Genomic DNA, 19752 nt, shown 5'->3' with positions numbered 1-19752 from the left:
CCACCGTCACCAGCCGGACGCGGTGTGCACGACCGCGGTCAGCCGCGGGTCGCCCCAGGCGAGCTCGCGCAGCAGCGCGGCGGTGCCCTCGTCCGGGTCGATCAGCTCGATCCCGCGCCCGGCGTAGCTGCGGGCCAGTTCGGGCGAGACCATGCCGCCGTGCGTGCCGTCCGGCGCCCAGGGTCCCCAGTGGACGGTGAGCGCACGCTGTCCGCTGCGCGCCGCCCAAGCGGCACCGAGGGTTTCCAGTGCGTCGTTCGCCGCGGCGTAGTCGGTCTGGCCGCGGTTGCCCAGCGCACCGGCGATGCTGCCGAACAGGACGACGAACCCGGGCTGCTGCGGCAGCGTGTCGAGTGCGGCCAGCAATGCCCGCGCCCCGTCGACCTTCGTACCGTAGACCCGGCGGAACGACTCGGGATCCTTCTCCGCGAACAGCCGGTCGTCGAGCACCCCGGCCGCGTAGACGACTCCGTCGAGCCTGCCGTGTTCGGCGTGGATCTCCTTGACGATGTGGTGCAGCGCATCGTCCTCGCGCACGTCCGCGGTGTGGTAGCGGACGCTGGATGCCTTGGCACGCAACGCGTCCAGCGTCGCCGAGACCTCACGCTGGGCCAGCACGAGCCGGGCTGCGCGCTCGATCTCGGCCGGCCCGCCCACGCCCTGCCCTGCCAGGACGCGCCGGAGCGCGGGCAGGTCGGCGGCGCCGGCCACCGCCGGTTCCGGTTGCACCGACGGCAGCGGCGTACGTCCGACGAGCTCGATCGCGCAGCCGGTCGCGGCGAACGCGCGGGCGGCCCTCGCGGTGATCCCCCGGCCCCCGCCGACGAACAACAGCACCGAATCAGGACCGAGCCCGAGTGCGGCCGCCTCCGCAGCACCGTCGCCGGCCGGACCCGCGCCGGTGGCCGCGAGCGCACCGAACGGCGCAGCGGTGAGCTGCAGTTCACTGCGTGCGGTGGCGGTGGCCTGCACCACCGCGGCACCGGGCGCCGCCAGCTCGCGGACGACGAGATCGGCAGGCCCGTCGAGCTCGATCGCGCGGAGGTCGACGCCGGGGTATTCGCGGGCCAGCGATCGGAACAGCCCGCGCAGCCCGGCGAACGCGTCGCTGCCGGGCGGGGTGAGCACGAACAGCCGGCGTGGCCCGCGTGCCAGCTCCTCCCGCAACCCGGGGATCAGGTCCGGCAGCGTGGCGTCGGTGCCGGAGAGCGGTTCGAGGTGCACGATGGTGTCCGCGGTGCCGGGCTCGAGCGCCGCACCGCTGCGCGCCAGCGCCGCACCGAGAGTTTCGGTGAGCGCCGCGGTCCCGCCGACGAGCTCGACGGACTGCCCGGCCAGCACCTGGTCCCCGGAGCGGATCTCGCCGTCCGGCAACGGAACCGGCTCGAGCACGAACCGCCGGGGAGCGATACCGGAGGGGGCTGCGTCGATCCCGGTGCCGGCGCTGCCGTCCGGCACCGAACCGGCGAACGCGTCGGCCGCACCGGCCGATCCGGCCGGGGATCCGGCGACCGCGTCGGTCCCGGCCACCGCTGTTCCGCCCTCGGCACTGCCGCCGCCCGGGGAACCGGCCACTGCGCGGGACGCCACATCGTCCACGCCTGCGGAAACCGCGGGTGCGGCGAAGGCCGCTGCACCCTGGCCGGGTTCCGCGCCGCCGGTCGTCGTGGCGGCTTGATCACCCGACGGCGCGTCCGCAGCGGAGAACCACTCCGCGATCGCCGACGTCGTGCGGAGGCGGGCCAGGTCTTCGAGATCCGCACCGGCGGGCAACGGCAGCCGCTGGGCGAGTTCGCCGGCGATTTCGGTGCGCTTGATCGAGTCGACGCTCAGATCCGCTTCCAGATCGAGGCCCGGTTCGATCATCTCCGCGGGGTAGCCGGTCCGGTCGGCGATCACCGAGACCACCGTGCCCAGCACATCCCCCGCCGGTTGCGGGGCGGCCGGGACGAAGTCCGCGGCCGGTTCCGGCGACGGCGACGACCACACCGGTTCCGGCGAGGCCAACCGCGCGGGCTCCGGCGCAGCGACCACCGGCGGTGCGGCGGGCACTGTGCCGGCCGTGGCACCGAGGTAGGTCAGCAGCACGTCCCGCTGTGCCGCGACCTGGTCCCGGCTCGTGCGCAGGAACTCGCGGATCAGCTCTTCCCGTTCGCTCATCGGCGTTCCCTGTCCTCCAGCCGTCGTCAACGCTTCGATCCGGCGGGCCGGGACGAGCCCGCCTGCCAGGTAGTCTCCGTCCGCGGTGCGCACCGCCTGACCGTCCACGGTCCACTTCGGACGCTTCGGCAGCCCCTTGCCGACGTCGGCGGCGTCCCGGCCGCGGAAGAGCCATCCGGCGTCCACCGCAACCCCCGACACGGCCAAGGTCGCCAGTGCACCGAGAAAACCACGCAACCCGCCGTCACAGCCGACCGTCGTGTGTGGACGGTCCCCCAGGATCGCCTCAATCAGCCGGGACAGTACCTTCCCCGGGCCGGCCTCGCAGAACACCCGGGCACCGGCGGCATACATGGCTTCGATCTCCGCCGCGAACCCGACCGGTGCCTCGATCTGCGCCGCCAGCTCGTCCCGCACCGCGTCGCCGTAGACCCCGGCCGTCCGGTTCGCGAACACCGGCAGCTCGGGCGTGCGTACGTCCGCCGCGGCCAGCACTTCGGCGAACCGCGCGCCGGCACCGTGCAGCACCGGGCTGTGGAACGCACACGCCACCGGAATCCGCTTCACGGACAAGCCGGCCTCGCGCAGCACCGCACAGGCACGGTCCACCGGGGCCACCGGCCCGGAAAGCACCACCTGCCGGGGCGCGTTGTGGTTGGCGATCACCACCTCCCGGAGATCGCCGAGCGCCGCGCGCACCTGCTCGACCGTCGCGCTGACCGCCGCCATCGTGCCGGGATCCTCTCCCGCAGCATCGAGAATGGCGTCGGCACGCGCACCGGAAAGGTGCAGCAAGGTCGCCGCGTCGAAGGAACCCGCGGCGCACAACGCCACCAGCTCGCCGTAGCTGTGCCCGGCCAGCAGATCCGGCCGGACCCCGAGCCGCGACAGCAAGTGGTGCACCGCAAGACCGGTCACGCCCAGCGCGGGCTGCGCCACTCGCGTGTCCCGCAGCCGCTGCTCATGCGCAGCCTCGCTGCCGAACGCGGCAGGCGGGAAGATCTCGTCCGCGGGCGCTCCGGGCAACCGCAGGTAGTGCTGCAGTTCCGGGAACGCGACGAACAGGTCGGCGAGCATCCCCGGCCGTTGGCTGCCCTGCCCGGGGAACACCATGGCCAGCTTGCCTGCTGCCACCTCGCCTGCCTGGAACAGGCCCGCACCTGGATCGTGTTCCCCCGCCGCCAGCCGCGGCAACAGCTCGGCCAGTTCCTGCACAGTGGACGCGACCACCGCGGCCTGCACCGGCCCGCCGCGACGGGCCGCCCGCCGTGCGGCGGTCGCGGCCAGGTCCCGCAGCCGCGCCGGGCCGGAGCGGACGAGGTCGAGCAGCCAGTCCACCCGGTTGTCACCGAACAGGAACAGCTCGGCCGGCCACTCGTCGGCCGCGTGCCGCGGCGCCGCACCGGCCGGTCCCGCGGTGAGCACCACGTGGAAGTTCGTGCCCCCGAAACCGAACGCGCTCACGCCGGCGACGCGATCCTCCGGCGGGACCGCCCACGGCCGGGCCGCACCGCGGAAGGCGAACGGGCTCGCTTCGCGGTCCCAGCCCGGATTCGGCTCCCGCACGTGCAGGGTCGGCGGCAGCGTCCCGGTGTGCAGGGCGAGCGCGGTCTTGATCACCCCGGCCAGGCCTGCCGCGCACTTCGTGTGCCCGATCTGCGATTTGACCGACCCGATCGCGCAGCTGCCCGGCACCGCGCCCGCCTCGGTGAAGACCGAGCTGAGCGTGGTCAGCTCGGTGCGGTCGCCGACCACGGTGCCGGTGCCGTGCGCTTCGACCAGCCCGACCGACGCCGGGGAAAGCCGCGCGTTGCGGTAGGCACGTTCCAGCGCGGCGCGCTGGCCTTCCGGCCGCGGAGCGGTGAGGCCGAGCGAACGGCCGTCACTCGCACTGCCCACGCCCTTGACCACCGCGTAGATCCGGTCGCCGTCCCGTTCGGCGTCCGCGAGCCGCTTGAGCACGACGCACGCCACGCCCTCGCCGAGTGCGATGCCGTCCGCCGAACTGTCGAACGTGTGACAGCGCCCGGTCGGCGAAAGCGCCTGCACCGACGAGAACATCAGGTAGTCGTTGATGCCGTTGTGCAGGTCCGCGCCGCCGCACAGGACGACGTCGCTGGTGCCGTTGACGAGTTCCTTGCACGCCACGTCGACCGCGGCCAGCGACGACGCACAGGCCGCGTCCACCGTGTAGTTCGCGCCGCCGAGGTCGAGCCGGTTGGCGATCCGCCCGGCGATCACGTTGGCGAGCATGCCGGGGAAGGAATCCTCGGTGATCCGCGGCAGCTGCCGGTCGAGCTCGTCCGGGATCTGCCCGAGGTAGCTCGGCAGCACGGTGCGCAGCACGGTCGCGTTGGACAGGTCACTGCCCGCTTCGGCGCCGAACACGACGCTGGTCCGGGTCCGGTCGAACCCGCCGTCGGTGAGCCCGGCATCGGCGAGTGCACGGTCGGCCGCGGCGAGCGCCAGCAGCTGCACCGGTTCGATCGCGGCCAGCGAGGACGGCGGAATGCCGTACGCCAGCGGGTCGAACGGGACAGCGGGCAGGAAACCGCCCCATTTGGACGGGGTCCGCCCGTCGCCCTCACCGTGGTAGATCTCCGGCGACCAGCGGTGCGCGGGCACCTCGGTGACCGCGTCCGCGCCGCCGAGCACATTCGCCCAGAACGTGGCGAGGTCCGGCGCCTGCGGGAACATCGCGGACATCCCGACGATCGCTACGTCCAGCGGTGCCGGCGGCTCGGTACCGGACGGCTCGGCGATGCCGAAACGGGTCCGCAGGTCCGCGGCCCGCTGTTCGTGGAACTCACGTGCGCCCTCGGTCACCGCGCGATGCAGTGCACCGACGGTGGTGACCTCCGCGCGCAGCACGGCCACCTGCCCGGCCATGTACAGCCCGGCCTCGACCTGTCCCGGCTCGTCCACCGAGAGCAGTTCCGCACCGTCGCGGCGGATGCCCTTGCTGGCGATCCGCAGCCTGCCGACGTTGGCCTGCTCCAGTTCTTCCCACACCTCGCGATCGGGCAGGCCGCGGGCCCGCAGCGTCTCGCGCAGCTCGCGGAACTCGCTGACGAACGGGCTGTGCACGCACCGGGTGGCGTGTCCTGGCGCGGTCTCCAGCAGCTCGGTGCGTTCGGCGGCGAGCACCTGACGCTGGAAGGCGGGCAGCACCGCACCGTCGTCGACCGCCTCCTGGGTGAACAAGTAGGCACTGCCCATCAGCACGCCGACCCCGGCGCCACGGGCGGCCAGCGGCGCGGCAGCCACCGCGACCGCTGCCGCGGAGCGCGCGTCGTGCACTCCCCCGGCGAAGTAGACGTGCAGCTCGTCGCCGGGATGCGCGTCGAGGTGCTCGATCAGCACGTCGATCTGCGCTTCCCACAACGGGAAACTCGCGGCCGGGCCGACGTGCCCACCACATTCGGCCCCCTCGAAGACGAACTTGCGCGCACCGGCATCGAGGAACTGGCGCAGCAGACCCGGTGAGGGCACGTGCAGGAACGCCTGGATGCCTTCCGCCTCCAGTGCCGCGGCCTGCGCCGGGCGGCCGCCCGCGACGATCACGCACGAGGGCTTCACCGCACGGATCGCCGCGAGCTGCGCGGCACGCAGCTCCTCCGGTGCGAAACCGAGAATGCCTGCACCCCAAGGACGGTCCGGGATCGCGTCCCGGGTCTCCGCCAGCAACGTCCGGGTCTGCTCGGCATTCGACAGCGCGAGCGCCACGAACGGCAGCGCGCCCTCTTCCGCGACGGAGGCGGCAAAGGCGGCGCGGTCGCTCACCCGGGTCATCGGGCCCTGCGCAATCGGCAGCTCGGCCCCGGTCACCTGGGCCAGCGGCGAATCCGGGCCCAGCGATGCGGGTGCCGTCCCCGGCACGGCGAGGATCGCTTCGCGCACCGCACGGACGGCGCGATCGACCTGACCGAACCGCTCGGCGAACATCGGCGCCAGCAATTCGTCGGGTGTGCCCGATGTGTCCACTTCGGACAACAGCGTGAACTGGCGGTCCAGCACGACCCCGCTCGCGCCGGCCGCGACGGCCGCCGCCGCGGTCCGCGGGCCGAGCCCGCCGCCGAGCCACACCGGTCCGGCGTGGTGCTCGACCAGCTGTTGCAGCAGCACGAACGAGCTCAGCTCGGACGCTCCCGGCCCGGCCTCGTGCCCGCGCGCCAGCACGCCGTCGCAGCCTGCCGCCTGCCGGGCCTGCGCGAGATCGGTCACCTCGGCGAGCACGCGGTAGCCGGTGAGCCCGGACCACTCCGCGCCGCGGGCGAGCACCACGGTGTCCACCGCCGCGGGCAGATCGGCCGGGCTGAGCCGGCAACCGGGACCGACCCGGACGCCGAACGCGCCGGGCGTCCACTCCGCCGCCAGCTCGAGCGCCCTGCGCGCCCGCGCGTCGCCGGTGCCGAGGTCGAGTACGCCGAGCCCGCCACCGCGGGCCACCGCCGCGACCAGCCGGGCGTCCGGTTCGCCGACCGGGCTGAATCCCAGCACGAGCGCAGGCTGTGTCCCCGCGGTCAACGCCGACGTCCCCACCGACCCCTCCGTTCCATTCAGGCTGCATTCACCGGGGATGCCCCCGATCGGGTTAACAGGCTCCGCAAGTTAGCCCAGTGTGCGAACAGGATCAACGGGGTCTCAGGTCCCGGAAGTGAATATCCGCCCAGCAGGGTGAGAACGGGAAATGTTCCCGTAACCGAGGGCACCGGCATCCTCGCTGGTCACCCGTCCGGTCCTCGGCGGTGCGAGGATTCGGGTGCGTTCCCGGTCACTCCGCCGATACACAAACATCACGAAGCCTTCGAGGCCCCCTTGAGGAGCGCCTCGAGATTGCCACCGCATCGTCGCGGCGATCCGGCTTTACCGCAACCCATTCGTGAGGGAAAGATTGAACGAATACCGGGACGCCCGGTAAACGTGCCTGCCGTACTCCACGACGCGGCCGGTCTCGTCGTAGGTGGTGCGTTGCATGGTCAGCAACGCGGCGCCGGGCTGTTCGTGCAGCAGTGCGGCGTCCTCGGCGGTCGCCAGGCGCGCACCGATCTCCTGCTGAGCCGAATGCAGCCGGAGGCCCGCCGAGCGCAGCAGCTGGTAGAGCCCGTGGTCGCGGAGGTCCTCGTCGGCCGGGTCGACGAGGCCGTCCGGAAGGTAGTTGTTCATCACCGCCAGTGGTTCGCCACCTGCGGAGCGGATCCGCCGGAGCCGGCGGACGCGGGCGAGCCCGGGTGCCTCCAGCAGCGCGGCGGTGTCCGCGTCGGCCGGCTCGACCTGGTTGACCAGCACTTGCGAGCGCGGCGAGGCACCGAGTCCGGCCAGATCGTCGAACAGGCTGCTCAGCCGCAGCGGGCGGGCGACCTTGGTACGCACGACCTGGGTGCCGACCCCGCGCTTGCGCACCAGCAGTCCCTGGTTCACCAGGAACTGGATGGCCTGCCGGATGGTCGGGCGCGACAGCCGCAGGCTCGCCGCGAGGTCGAGTTCGGTGGCCAGCCTCGTCCCGGCAGGCAGCCTGCCGCCCTCGATCGCCGCGTGCAGCTGCCGCGCGACCTGGAAGTACCGCGGCTCGGGACTGTCCGGGTCCACCACGATCTCGCGGGCGGGATCCCAGACCGGGCTGGTGTTCACCGTCCGGAGCCTACCGGTGCACCACCTTGGTTGCGATGACGTCATGTCCGTATGTCTTGACAAATAGCCGAATCCGCTGGCAGGGTCGCTGCGCAGTGCCCGCGGAAGGCCGAACCGAAGCCCGGAGGGATCAGTGACCGACACGGTGGCGCGCATCGTCGCCAAACGGGTGCACGATCCGGAGGCGATCGCCGAGGCGGCGGCCGCACGGGTCCGCGCGAAGTCGCCGTTCAACGCCAAGGGCCGGACGATGATCATCGCCGCGGACCACCCGGCGCGCGGTGCGAACGCGGTCGGCGGCGATCGGCAGGCCATGGCCGATCGCGGGGCACTGCTGGAGCGGCTGTGCCTGGCACTGGAACGCCCGGGGGTCACCGGTGTGCTGGCCACCGCCGACGTGCTCGACGACCTGTTGCTGCTCGGCGTACTCGACGGCAAGACCGTGTTCGGCTCGATGAACCGCACCGGGCTGGCCGGTTCGAGCTTCGAGATCGACGACCGGTTCGCCGGCTACGACGCCGAGGCGATCGCCGGGATGCGATTCGACGGCGGCAAGATGCTGACCCGGATCTGCCTCGATGACCCGGCCACCCCCGGCGCACTGGAGAACACCGCGCGGGCGATCGACGCACTCGCCGGGCGCAGGCTTCTCGCACTGGTCGAGCCGTTCCTGTCGGTGTGGTCCGACGGACGGCTCGGCAACGACCTCTCCCCGGACGCGGTGATCCGCTCGATCACGATCGCCTCCGGTCTCGGTCGCTCGTCGGCCTACACCTGGCTCAAGCTCCCGGTGGTCGAGGACATGGAGCGCGTACTGGCGGCGTCGACCCTGCCGGCCGTGCTGCTCGGCGGAGAGGTCACGGACGCGGACGCGGCGTTCGCCGCGTGGCAGCAGGCACTCGCGTTGCCGACCGTGCAGGGCCTGGTGGTCGGCAGGGCGCTGCTCTACCCGCCCGACGGCGACGTGGCCAAGGCGGTCGACACGGCGGTGGGGCTGCTGTGAACCACTACCGGAAAGCAGGCAGCACCGCGGACCCGCCGTTCAGCCTGGTCGTCACGCCGGAGTCGGCCGGCTGGGGGTACTCCGGCCTGCGCGTGCTCGAACTCGACGGCACGCACACGCTGTCCACAGCGGACTCCGAGGCGCTGGTGCTCCCGCTGTCCGGCGGCTGCACGGTCCGCGTCGACGGGGAGACCTTCACCCTGGCCGGCCGGTCCGGCGTATTCGACGCGGTGACCGATTTCGCTTATCTGCCCAGGGATTCCGAGGTGGAGATCACCGGGCGCGGCCGGTTCGCACTGCCCTCGGCGAAGACCGCGAACCGGCTGCCTGCCCGTTACGGACCGGCCGAGGCAGTGCCGAGCGAACTGCGCGGAGCAGGCACCTGCAGCCGTCAGGTCAACAACTACTGCCTGCCGCACACCTTCGAGGCCGACCGGCTGCTCGTGTGCGAAGTGCTGACGCCGGGCGGCAACTGGTCCTCCTACCCGCCGCACAAGCACGACGAAGCCCGCGAGGGCGAGAGCGAGCTGGAGGAGATCTACTACTTCGAGGTCGGCGGAGACGGGATCGGGTACCAGCGCGTCTACGGCACCGCCGAACGGCCGATCGAAGTGCTCGCCGAGGTGCGCACCGGCGACGTGGTGCTGATCCCGCACGGCTGGCACGGACCGTCCATGGCCGCACCCGGCTACGACCTGTACTACCTCAACGTGATGGCCGGCCCCGGACCGGACCGCGCCTGGCTCATCCGCGACGACCCGGCGCACGCCTGGGTACGCGGCACCTGGGAATCCCAGGACGTCGACCCGCGCCTGCCGTTCGGGAACCGGCACACCCCCGGGCGACCCCGGTAGCGACCACGACGGTCAGGCGGCCGCACTGCTCGCCGATCAGTCCGATGTGGACTCCCCGGGCGGCTCGGCGAAGAGCGGGCCGATCTTCGCCGCACAGCCCCGGCAAGAGCACCGGTGCCGGCGCCGTCCTCGCACCGCATGGCGGCCGTTCGGGGCTTCTCAAACGCGCCGCGGGGTGACAAGCTTCTCCCCGGCCGGACGACCGGTTCGACCGGTGACAACGTTGTCAGTTTCCTGGAGGTGCGTCCATGCGGTCGCAGAGCAGACGGATGGCCGCGGTGGCGGCCGCGGCGCTGGTCGTCGCCGGCACGGGGGTCGCCGGGATGACCACCGCGCAGGCCGCGCACGCCGCGCCGGCCGCGGATCCGGTGTCCCTGGTCAATCCCTTCGTCGGCACGCAGAACTTCGGCAACACCTTCCCCGGTGCCAGCGCCCCGTTCGGCATGGTCCAGGTCAGTCCGGACACCGGCGGGCAGGGTGGTTACGACTACCAGCAGAACGCCATCTACGGCTTCAGCCAGACCCACCTCTCCGGCGTCGGCTGCGGTGTGATGGGCGAGCTGCCGATCATGCCCACCACCGGCGCGGTCGACTCGGTCGACAAAGACGCCTACAAATCCGCCTACCGCCACGACGACGAGCACGCCGAACCCGGTTACTACCGCGTCGGGCTGCAGAAGTACGGCATCAACGCCGAGCTCACCGCGACCCAGCGCACCGGCTGGCAGCGCTACACCTTCCCCTCGACCGGTGCGGCCAACGTGCTGTTCAACACCGGGCAGGCCAACCAGTCCGTGAAGGACTCCGAAATCCACGTGGTCGGCGACCGGACCGTCGAAGGCCGGGTACGCGCGGGCGGGTTCTGCGCCGGGCACGACGAGCACACCGTCTACTTCACCGCGACGTTCGACCGGCCGTTCGGTTCCTTCGGCACCTGGCGCGGTTCGACGCCGACCGCCGGCAGCCGCGACGCCGCGGGCACCGGCGGCAACGGCGCCTGGGCCAGCTTCGACGCCACGCAGGACAAGGACGTCGTGGCCAAGGTCGGGCTGTCCTACACCGGCCTCGACGGGGCACGGAAGAACCTCGCCGCGGAAACCGGGGACGGCTACGACTTCGACGCCACCCGCGCCGCGCTGAACCGGCAGTGGGCGGACAAACTCGGGGGGATCAAGATCGGCGGTGGCACCGAGGAGCGGCAGTCGGCGTTCTACACCTCGCTCTACCACGCCCAGCTGCACCCGAACCTGGCCGGCGACACCGACGGCAGCTACACCGGGTTCGACGGCAAAGTGCACCCGGCGAACGGGTACACGCCGTACCAGAACTTCTCGCTGTGGGACACCTATCGTCCGCAGAACCAGTTGCTCGAAATGCTGGAACCCCAAGTGGCGCGAGATGTCGCGCTGTCCGTCCTCGCGATCGGACGGGACGGCGGATGGCTGCCGCGGTGGGCTCTCGCGGAGAGCGAAACCAACATCATGACCGGAGACCCGGTGACCCCGTTCCTCGTCGAGGCGTGGTCGAAGGGCCTGCTCGCCGGCCACGAGGACGAGGCCTACGCGCTGCTCAAGAAGAACGCGACCGAAACTCCCCCGGCCGACTCGCCCTACAACGGACGTTCCGGCGTGCCCCACTACAACGACCGCGGCTACGTCCCGAGTGGACTCACCCTCGGCAAGGACTGCGCGGACAAGGGCGGCGACAACGACTGCGAGCACCCGGCGTCGGCGACCATGGAGTACTCCGCGGCCGACGCGGCACTGTCGCTGATGGCCAAGGGCCTCGGCCACCAGGGCGACGCACGGATGTTCGCCGATCGCGGCCAGTGGTACCGGAACCTGTGGGATTCCTCGATCCAGCAGTTCCGGCCGCGGACCACCGACGGCACCTGGCTCACCCCGTACAACCCGGTCGACGCCGATCAGCAGTTCCACGAGGGCGGTGCCTACCAGTACCAGTGGCTCGTGCCGCAGGATCCGGCCGGGCTCGTCTCGCTGATGGGCGGCAAACCGGCAACCGAACAGCGGCTCGACGACTTCTTCGCCTACGACAACCTGCTCAAGGATCCCGCCGGCACCGCGCGCAAGGACTGGATCGCCAGCCCGTACGACTACTACGCCAAGCCGACCTACAACCCCAACAACGAACCGGATCTGCTCGCGCCGTACCTGTACAACTGGGTCGGCGACCCGGCGAAGACCGCGACCGTCGTCCGGGCCGCGATGACGCTGTTCACCACCGGACCGGACGGTATGACCGGCAACGACGACCTCGGCACCATGTCGGCGTGGTACGTGTTCTCCTCGCTCGGGCTGTATCCGACGATGAGCGGCGCGAACTTCCTCGCGGTGTCCAGTCCGCAGTTCGAGTCCGCGACCGTCCGGATCGGACAGTACGGTGCCCGGCAGGGCGGCACGCTCACGGTGTCCGCGCCGGGTGCCAGTGACACCAACCGGTACGTGCAGAGTGTGTCGCTCGACGGCCGGGACGTCGGCAAGACCTGGCTGGACTGGTCTGCCGTCGCCCGCGGCGGCACGCTCACCCACCGGCTCGGCTCGGAACCGTCGAAGTGGGGCACGTCGCCGGGCGACGAACCGCCGTCGGTCAACACCTCCCCCGGCGATGCGCGCCGGCACGTCGACGCAACACTGCGCCCGGCGTCGGTGACGATCCCGGCACAGCCCGGCGAGCAGCAGGTGCACCTGAACCTGGACGTGCTCGGGCAGAGCCCGGCCGTGCAGCCGACGGTGGTGGCCGCCACCGCACCGAAGGGCTGGCAGGTGCGCAACCAGCCGGTGCAGCTGCTGCGCTCCGGACGGCTGCCGACGCAGCAGACGGTGCCGATCACCGTGACCGTACCCGCCGGCACGCCGGCCGGGAAATATCCGTTACAGGTCAAGGCAATCGGCCTGGGCGCGAACACCGTGACCCGTTCGGTGCCGGTCGAGGTCACCGCACCGGCCCGGTGACCGACCGACGCGCTGCCCGCGTCCTCACCGCGCGGGCAGCGCCGTCCTCACCGCGCGGGCAGCGCGGTCGTCCAGGTCAGCGGCAGCCGCACCGGGCCGCGCTGGCGGCGGCCGCTCTGCCAGGTCACCTCGGCCGGGTCGACCGCCAGCGCCAGGTCCGGGAAGCGGCCGAGCAGCGCGGCCAGTGCGGTCTGCAGTTCCAGCCTGGCCATCTGCGCGCCGAGGCAGTGGTGCGGGCCGTGGCCGAAGCCGACGTGGTGGTTGGGCCTGCGGGCGAGGTCGAGCTCCTCGGGCCGGTCGAACACCGCGGCGTCCCGGTTGGCCGCGTCCGGATCGGCGAAGACGGCCTCGCCCTTGCGCACGAGCTGCCCGGCGATCTCGACGTCCTCGGCGGCGATGTGCGCGAAGCTGGCGCTTGCGCCCAGCGGGACGAACCTGAGCAGTTCCTCGACCGCCGAGGGCATCAGCTCCGGCTCCGCACGCAGCCGGGCGAGCTGGTCCGGGTTGGTCAGCAGGGTGTAGAGCAGGTTGGAAATGTGGTTGGCGGTCGTCTCGTGGCCGACCGCCAGTATCCCGCCGGACAGGTCGATCAGCTCGCCCTCGGTGAGCCTGCCTTCGTCGTCACGGGCGCGGACCAGAGCGCCGATCAGGTCGTCGGTGGGGGTCTGCCGGCGCTGCGCGACCAGCCCGGCGATGTAGCCCCACAGTTCTCGTTGCGCGGTCATGATCTCGGTGTGGCCGGCGGCGTCGCCGCTGAGCATCAGCATGGTGTCGGTCCAGGTGTGCACCTGGTCGTGGTCGGCCCGCGGGACGCCGAGCAGTTCGCACAACGCGGTGATCGGCAGCGGGATGGAGAACGCGGGCACCAGGTCCACCGGTGGTCCCTGTTCGATCATCCGGTCGATCAGGCGGTCGGCGAGTTCCTGGATGCGCGGCCGCAGCAATTCCACCCGTTTCGGGGTGAACGCGGCCGCGACGAGACGGCGCAGCCGCGAATGTTCGGGCGGATCCATGGTGATGATCGAGTTCTCGCTCTCGATCGCCTCGGTACCGCGCGGCGCGTCCTTCCCGACGGTCAGGCTGCGCATCAGCCGTCGGTCGCACAGCACCGATCGCACGTCCTCGTAGCGGGTCGCGACCCAGGCCTCACCCCCGAACGGCAGCCGCACGCGGGTGAGCCCCTCCTCGCGCATCTCGACGTACTTCGGATCGACGGCGAGTGCCGACGGCTCGAACGGGTACGGGCACACTCCACTGGTCACGACGAACTCCCCACCACGGTAACGGTTTCCACAGTCGGTTCGGGCGCGGCTGCCTCGGTGTCCAGCCAGCAGGCGAGGGCTGCCGCGGTGCTTGCGGCATCCTCCGAGACCAGGCTGAAGTGGTCTCCGGGCACGGTTTCCACCTGGTCCGCCCGTGACCACGTCGTCTGCCACGCTTCGCCGGCGGCGGCCCCGAAGCTGCGCGCGGCCCGCAGCAGCACGGTGGGGGCGCGAACCGTTCGCGGTGCAGCGCCGGCGAGCAACCTGAGGTAGCGACCCATCGCGGTCAGCTGCGCGCGGTCGAACCCGGCACCGTCCTGACGGATCAGGATTTCCGCGGCCATGGCCTGCACCGCCGCGTCGGCCGGCCCGCCGGTCTCGTAGGTGTCGAGCAGGCACAGCCCGGCCGGACGGTGGCCGGTGCGCTCCAGCTCTGCCGCCAGCGCCTCGGCCAGCAGCCCGCCTGCCGAATACCCGAGCACCGCAAACGGTTCGTCCCCGGCCGCTTCCCGTGCCCGGTCCGCAAGCAGCGCGAGGAGCGTCTCGAAGTCCGCGGGAAGCGGCTCGTCGGCGGAGAAACCGGGCAGCGGAAGCACGGCGAAGCGGCGGTTCCCGCGGAACGGGCCGGCGAGTCGTCCATATTGGACGGCGCCGGTCATCGCGGCGGGCGAGGGCACGCACAGCAGCGCGGGGCGCCGTGGTCCGTCGGCGAGCCGCACCGGCCGGTGCCCGGCGGGCAGCGCCGAGCGGGAGAACGACGGGCGCAGATTCGCGGCGGCGCCGAGCAGGACGATCCCTTCCGGAACCCGGCCCGCGGCCACCGCCTCCGCGAACAGCTTCGCCACCGGTTCCTCCGTGCGTCCCTCCGGCGCCGTTCGCGGCGGCTCCGGCCGGGCGTCCGACAACGATTCGTTCAGGAATTCGGCCAGTTCCGCGACCGTGGGGTGGTCGAACACCAGCGTCGCACCCAGGGTCAGGCCGGTCAGCTCGGCGAGCCGGTTGCGCAGCTGGACCGCGGTGAGCGAGTCGAAGCCGAGACCGGGCAACGCATCGTCGGGCTCGAGGTCTTCGCGGTGCCCCAGTACCGCGGCGACCTGCGCGCCGACCAGTTCGCGCAGCCGGTCCCGGCGTTCGTCCGGCGGGGTGCGGCGCAATCGGCGGGCCGGGGAACCGCCGGCCCGCCGCGGCACCCGCACGTGCCCGCGGAGCAGGGCGGGGATTTCGTCCTGGGAACCCCAGGCGCCGAGCCGCAACGGCGCGAGGACCGGCGCGGGATCGGCGAGTGCCGCGTCGAAGAGGGCAAGGCCGGCTTCCGCGGTGAGGCCATCGGTGCGTTCGCCGGAATTCCAGAACCCCCAGGCCAGCGACTGGGCCGGCAGTCCGAGGCCACGCCGGTGCCGGGCGAGCGCGTCGAGGAACGCGTTCGCGGCAGCGTAGTTTGCCTGACCCGGTGCGCCGAGCAGCCCTGCGGCGGAGGAGAACAGGACGAACGCCCGCACGTCACCGGCCAGCTCGTGCAAGTTCCAGGCAGCGGTGGCCTTGGCGGTGAACACCGCGTCGACCTGGTCCGGGGTCAGCGAGGTCAGCATTCCGTCGGACAGCAGGCCCGCCGCGTGCACGACTGCGCTCACCGGGTGCGCGGCCAGCAGCGCCGCGACCGCGGCCCGGTCGGCGAGATCGCAGGCGGCCACGTCGACCCGCGCACCGAGCGAACCCAGCTCGGCGACCAGGTCGCCGGCACCGCGCCCGCGCCGGCTCGCCAGCACCAGGCGGCGCACGCCGTGCCGGCGGACCAGGTGCTGCGCCACCAGCCGGCCGAGCTGTCCGGTGCCGCCGGTGATCAGCACCGCGCCGTCTCCCCACTCCGCGCCTGCCGCGGGACCGAGGGCGACCTCGGTGAGCCGGGGGAGCAAGGTTTCCTTGCCACGCACGACAATCGCCGGTTCGTCCGCGCCTGCCACCGCGGCGAGCAGTGCACCGTCCGGGGTTTCGTCGGTGTCCAGGTGCACGATCCGGCCCGGGTGCTCGCTCTGCGCGGAGCGGACCATCCCGGCGACCGCTGCACCCGCGAGGTCCACCGGCTCACCCGGGCGTCCGGCCGCGTGGCGCGTGAGCACCACGATCCGGCGCTCCTGCGCGAGTCCGGTGCGCAGGGCGGAAAGGGCCCGGTGAATCTGACGCTGTGCTGCGACGGCATCACCACCCGGCACGACCGGCACCGTGCAGACGTCGTCCGCACTCGCGCCGGACAGTGTGGCCTTGGTCCATTCAGGACGTAACAGTGCTCCGGTCCGCGGCGCGACCCCCGGTGCACGGTCGACCGGGCGCAGCACGAGGGAACCGACCGTCGCCACCGGAGTGCCCTCGTGGTCGAAAAAAGACAGCGAGACAGTGTTCTCCGCCAGCGGTTTCACCCGCACGCGAAGTTCGGAAGCGCCCGTCGTCCACAGATCCACTTCGGACCAGGCGGACGGCAGAAGTGCCACCGTACTCGTCGTCCGGCCGAGGCCGATGGCCGGCAAAGCCGACTCGGCGAGCGCCGGGTGCAGGGCGAACGCGGCAGCTTCCAGCCCGGCGGACTCCGGAAGTGCGACGTCGGCGAACATCTCGGCACCGCTTCGCCACACCGCTTTCATCCCCTGAAACAGCCGCCCGTACTCGACACCCTGCTCGGCGAGCAGCTCGTACAGCCCGTCGAGGTCGATCTCCTCCGCGCCGGCGGGTGGCCAGCCGGCCGAGCCGTCGACGGGTGGCGAGCCGGTGGGTGCCAGCACGCCGTCGGCGTGGCGGGTCCACGAAGTGTCGCCGGCCTGGGCGTGGATGCTCAGCGGGCGCGCACCGGCCTCGTCCGGCGCGCCGACACGTACCTGGACCCGGACCCCGTCCTCATCCAGCACCAGGGAGGTGTGCACGGTCAGCTCCCGGACCTGTGCGCCACCGGCCTCCTCGCTCGCACGCAGGGCGAGTTCGAGGAAACCGCTGCCGGGAAACCGGGCCGAGCCGTCGACGGTGTGTCCGGACAGCCACGGGTGTGTCGCCGTCGAAAGGCGACCGTGCAGCAGGAAACCGTCCTCGTCGGCGAGCGGCACTGCGGCGCCCAGCAGCGGGTGCCCGGCGGGGTCGAGGCCGGTGGCCGACAAGTCGCCCGGCTCGTCCGAGGCGGACAGCCAGTACCGCTCGCGGTGGAACGGGTAGGTCGGCAGGTCGACGATCCGGGCGCCGCGTGGTTCGAAGACCGCCGGCCAGTGCGCGGAAACGCCGTGGACGTGCAGCTCCCCGATCGCCTGGGCCAGGGCAACGTCCTCCGGTACGGCACGGCGCAATGCGGCCACGGCCACCGGGACGTCGGGCAGCATCGCGGTCAGCGGCCCGTCTGCACCGAGCTCGAAGAACCGGTTGACACCCAGGCTTTCCAGCGTGCGGACTGCATCGGAGAACCGGACCGGCCGGCGGATGTTGCGCACCCAGTGCTCCGCATCGAAGGACTCGATCAGCGCACCGGTCACGGTGGAGACGACCGGCACCGCGGGCTTGGCCTGTGGGATCCGAGCCGCCACCGCCCGAAACGGCGCCAGCACCGGTTCCATCAGCCGGGAGTGCAAGGCGACCCGGACGCGCAACCGCTTCGTCCGCCGTCCGGCTGCGGTGAACCGCGCCGCGACGGCCAGCACCGCCGGCTCCTGCCCGCTCACGACGACCGCGCGCGGACCGTTGACGACCGCGACCTCCACCGGATCCTCGGTGAATTCCTCCGGTTCCGCCTCGATCGCCATCATCGCGCCGTCCGGCTGCGCCTGCATCAGCGTGGCCCGCGTGACGACCAGCTCCGCTGCGTCCGCGAGGGAGAGGACCCCCGCGCAGTGCGCGGCCGCCAGCTCGCCACCCGAGTGTCCACACAGGACATCGGGAACCAGCCGCCACGATTCGGCCAGCCGGAAAAGCGCGACCTCGATCGCGAACAACGCGGCCTGGCTGTAACGGAACTCGTCCAGTGCGGCCGGATCGGCGATCACCTCGCGCAGCGGACGGTCCAGGTGCCGGTCCAGCTCCGCACAAGCAGCGGCGTAGGCGGTGGCGAACGCCGGGTACGCGGCGGCCAGTCCCTCGCCCATCCCGGGCCGATGCGAACCGGCACCGGAGAAGAGGAATGCCAGGGTCGCCTCACCCCGGGCCACCCGCGCCGGGAGGCCGGCGAGCCCGGCGAGCAATTCCTCCCGGTCCCGTGCCACGACCACCGCCCGGTGCGCCAAGTGCGTGCGGCCGTTCGCCAGCGTGCAGGCCACGTCCGCCGGACGGAGTCCCGGTTCCTCCCGCAGCCGCACGGCCAGCCGTTCCGCTTGCGCCTGCAGGGCCGCCGGATCGTGCCCGCTGAGCGGAACCGGCACCGCCACGCGATCGCCGGCTGCCGAAGTCTCCTCGACGGCAGCCGCTTCCTCCAGCACGACGTGGGCGTTCGTCCCGCTCAGCCCGAAGCTGGAGACCGCACCGCGGCGCGGGCGCTCCCCGCGCGGCCACGGGGCCGGCTCGGTGAGCAGTTCGACCTCACCCGCGGACCAGTCGATCCGGGTGCTCGGCTCGTCCACGTGCAGGGTTTTCGGCAGGAGTTCGTGCCGCATCGCCAGCACGAGCTTGAGCAGGCCGGCGGCGCCGGACGCGGCCTGGGTGTGCCCGAGGTTGGATTTCAGCGAGCCCAAGCGCAGCGGCGCCGCACCGGCCCGGTCCGCACCGTAGGTGGCCAGCAGCGCCTGCGCCTCGATGGGATCGCCGAGCGGGGTCGCCGTACCGTGCGCCTCCACGACGTCGACCTGCGCGGCGGACAACCGGGCGTCGGCAAGTGCCTGCCGGATCACGCGGCGCTGGGCCGGGCCGTTCGGTGCGGTCATGCCGTTGGACGCACCGTCGGAATTCACCGCGCTGCCGCGAATCACCGCGAGCACCGGACGTCCGCTCCGCCGGGCGTCGGAGAGCCGTTGCAGTACCAGCGTCACACATCCCTCGGACCATGCCGGACCGTCGGCGGACTCGGCGAAGCTCCGGCAGCGCGCGCCGCGGGAGAGCGTGCCGTCCCGGCTGAACTCGACGAAGGTGCGCGGCGTGGACATCACCGTCGCCCCGCCGGCCAGCGCGAGTTCGCACTCCCCCGCGCGCAGCGCCTGTGCCGCCAGGTGAACGGTGACCAGAGAGGAGGAACAAGCCGTGTCGACGGTGATCGCCGGCCCCTGGAGCCCGAACGTGTAGGCCACCCGGCCGGACACCATGCCGGACGCGCCGAAACTGCCCGGGTAGTCGTGGTACATCACCCCGGCGAACACCCCGGTGCGGCTGCCGCTCAGCGAGCGCGGCGGGATCGCGGCCCGTTCCAGTGACTCCCAGCCGGTCTCCAGCAGCAGCCGCAGCTGCGGATCCAGCAGCATCGCCTCCCGCGGGCTGATCCCGAACAACCCGGCGTCGAACTCCGCCGCACCGTGGAGGAATCCCCCTTCCCGCACCGCGATCGACCCCGGCCGGGCACCGGAGGGGTCGTAACGCCGGGCGAGGTCCCAGCCGCGGTCCTGCGGGAATCCGCCGATCGCATCACCCTCGTCGGCGAGCAGCCGCCACAGCTGTTCGGGGGTGGCGATCCCGCCGGGCAGCCGGCAGGCCGCCCCGACGATCGCGATCGGCTCCGCGACCGGCGCCTGACGCGAACCGGCGAGCCTGCGGTTCTCGTCCTTCAGCCGATGGTTCTCCTTCAACGACGCGCGCAGCGCAGCCACCAGGCTGCGATCGGACTCGCTCAACGGCCCCCCAGGGCTAGCAGTGCGGCGTGACCGGCTCGACGTTATGTGCGGGCCTCCTCCTTGCCACCCCCTAACCCACCCCACAATGAG

The 19752-nt window shown here is 72.3% G+C and carries 6 protein-coding genes and 1 pseudogene; 3 read left to right on the top strand and 4 right to left on the bottom strand.

Features of this window, described 5'->3' with window-relative positions:
- Positions 1-6: 6 nt before the first annotated feature.
- Complete coding sequence (locus ABD793_RS02175) at positions 7-6702, bottom strand: SDR family NAD(P)-dependent oxidoreductase (RefSeq protein ID WP_344854667.1); 6696 nt, start codon at positions 6700-6702, stop codon at positions 7-9.
- 324 nt (positions 6703-7026) lie between these two features.
- Positions 7027-7836: a GntR family transcriptional regulator gene (locus tag ABD793_RS02170; RefSeq protein ID WP_425548643.1), complete on the bottom strand. Its 810-nt coding sequence runs from the start codon at positions 7834-7836 to the stop codon at positions 7027-7029.
- Positions 7837-7924: 88 nt separating this feature from the next.
- On the opposite strand from ABD793_RS02170, the gene ABD793_RS02165 reads away from it, so the two are divergent.
- The 3 genes from ABD793_RS02165 (at position 7925) to ABD793_RS02155 (ending at position 12620) form a co-directional block, all read left to right on the top strand.
- A complete protein-coding gene (locus tag ABD793_RS02165; protein ID WP_344854663.1) occupies positions 7925-8794 on the top strand; it encodes a Cgl0159 family (beta/alpha)8-fold protein in 870 nt (289 codons plus the stop codon).
- A complete protein-coding gene (gene iolB / locus ABD793_RS02160; RefSeq protein WP_344854661.1) occupies positions 8791-9648 on the top strand; it encodes a 5-deoxy-glucuronate isomerase in 858 nt (285 codons plus the stop codon). The genes ABD793_RS02165 and iolB overlap by 4 nt, the downstream gene beginning before the upstream one ends.
- Before the next feature lie 248 nt (positions 9649-9896).
- Positions 9897-12620: a GH92 family glycosyl hydrolase gene (locus ABD793_RS02155; RefSeq protein ID WP_344854659.1), complete on the top strand. Its 2724-nt coding sequence runs from the start codon at positions 9897-9899 to the stop codon at positions 12618-12620.
- 47 nt (positions 12621-12667) lie between these two features.
- On the opposite strand, the gene ABD793_RS02150 is transcribed toward ABD793_RS02155, so the two are convergent.
- Both ABD793_RS02150 and ABD793_RS02145 read right to left on the bottom strand, forming a co-directional pair.
- Positions 12668-13882, bottom strand: a complete 1215-nt coding sequence (locus ABD793_RS02150) for a cytochrome P450 (protein ID WP_344854657.1) — start codon at positions 13880-13882, stop codon at positions 12668-12670.
- A pseudogene (locus tag ABD793_RS02145) lies at positions 13879-19662 on the bottom strand (SDR family NAD(P)-dependent oxidoreductase); the annotation flags it as partial. The pseudogene ABD793_RS02145 and the gene ABD793_RS02150, both read right to left, overlap by 4 nt.
- Positions 19663-19752: the final 90 nt, after the last annotated feature.

It is taken from the genome of Amycolatopsis ultiminotia (assembly GCF_039536925.1).
In the GTDB taxonomy this organism is placed as follows: Bacteria; Actinomycetota; Actinomycetes; order Mycobacteriales; family Pseudonocardiaceae; genus Amycolatopsis; species Amycolatopsis ultiminotia.
Note: the sequence above shows the minus strand (reverse complement) of the source record. Positions and strands in the feature narration are given on the sequence as shown.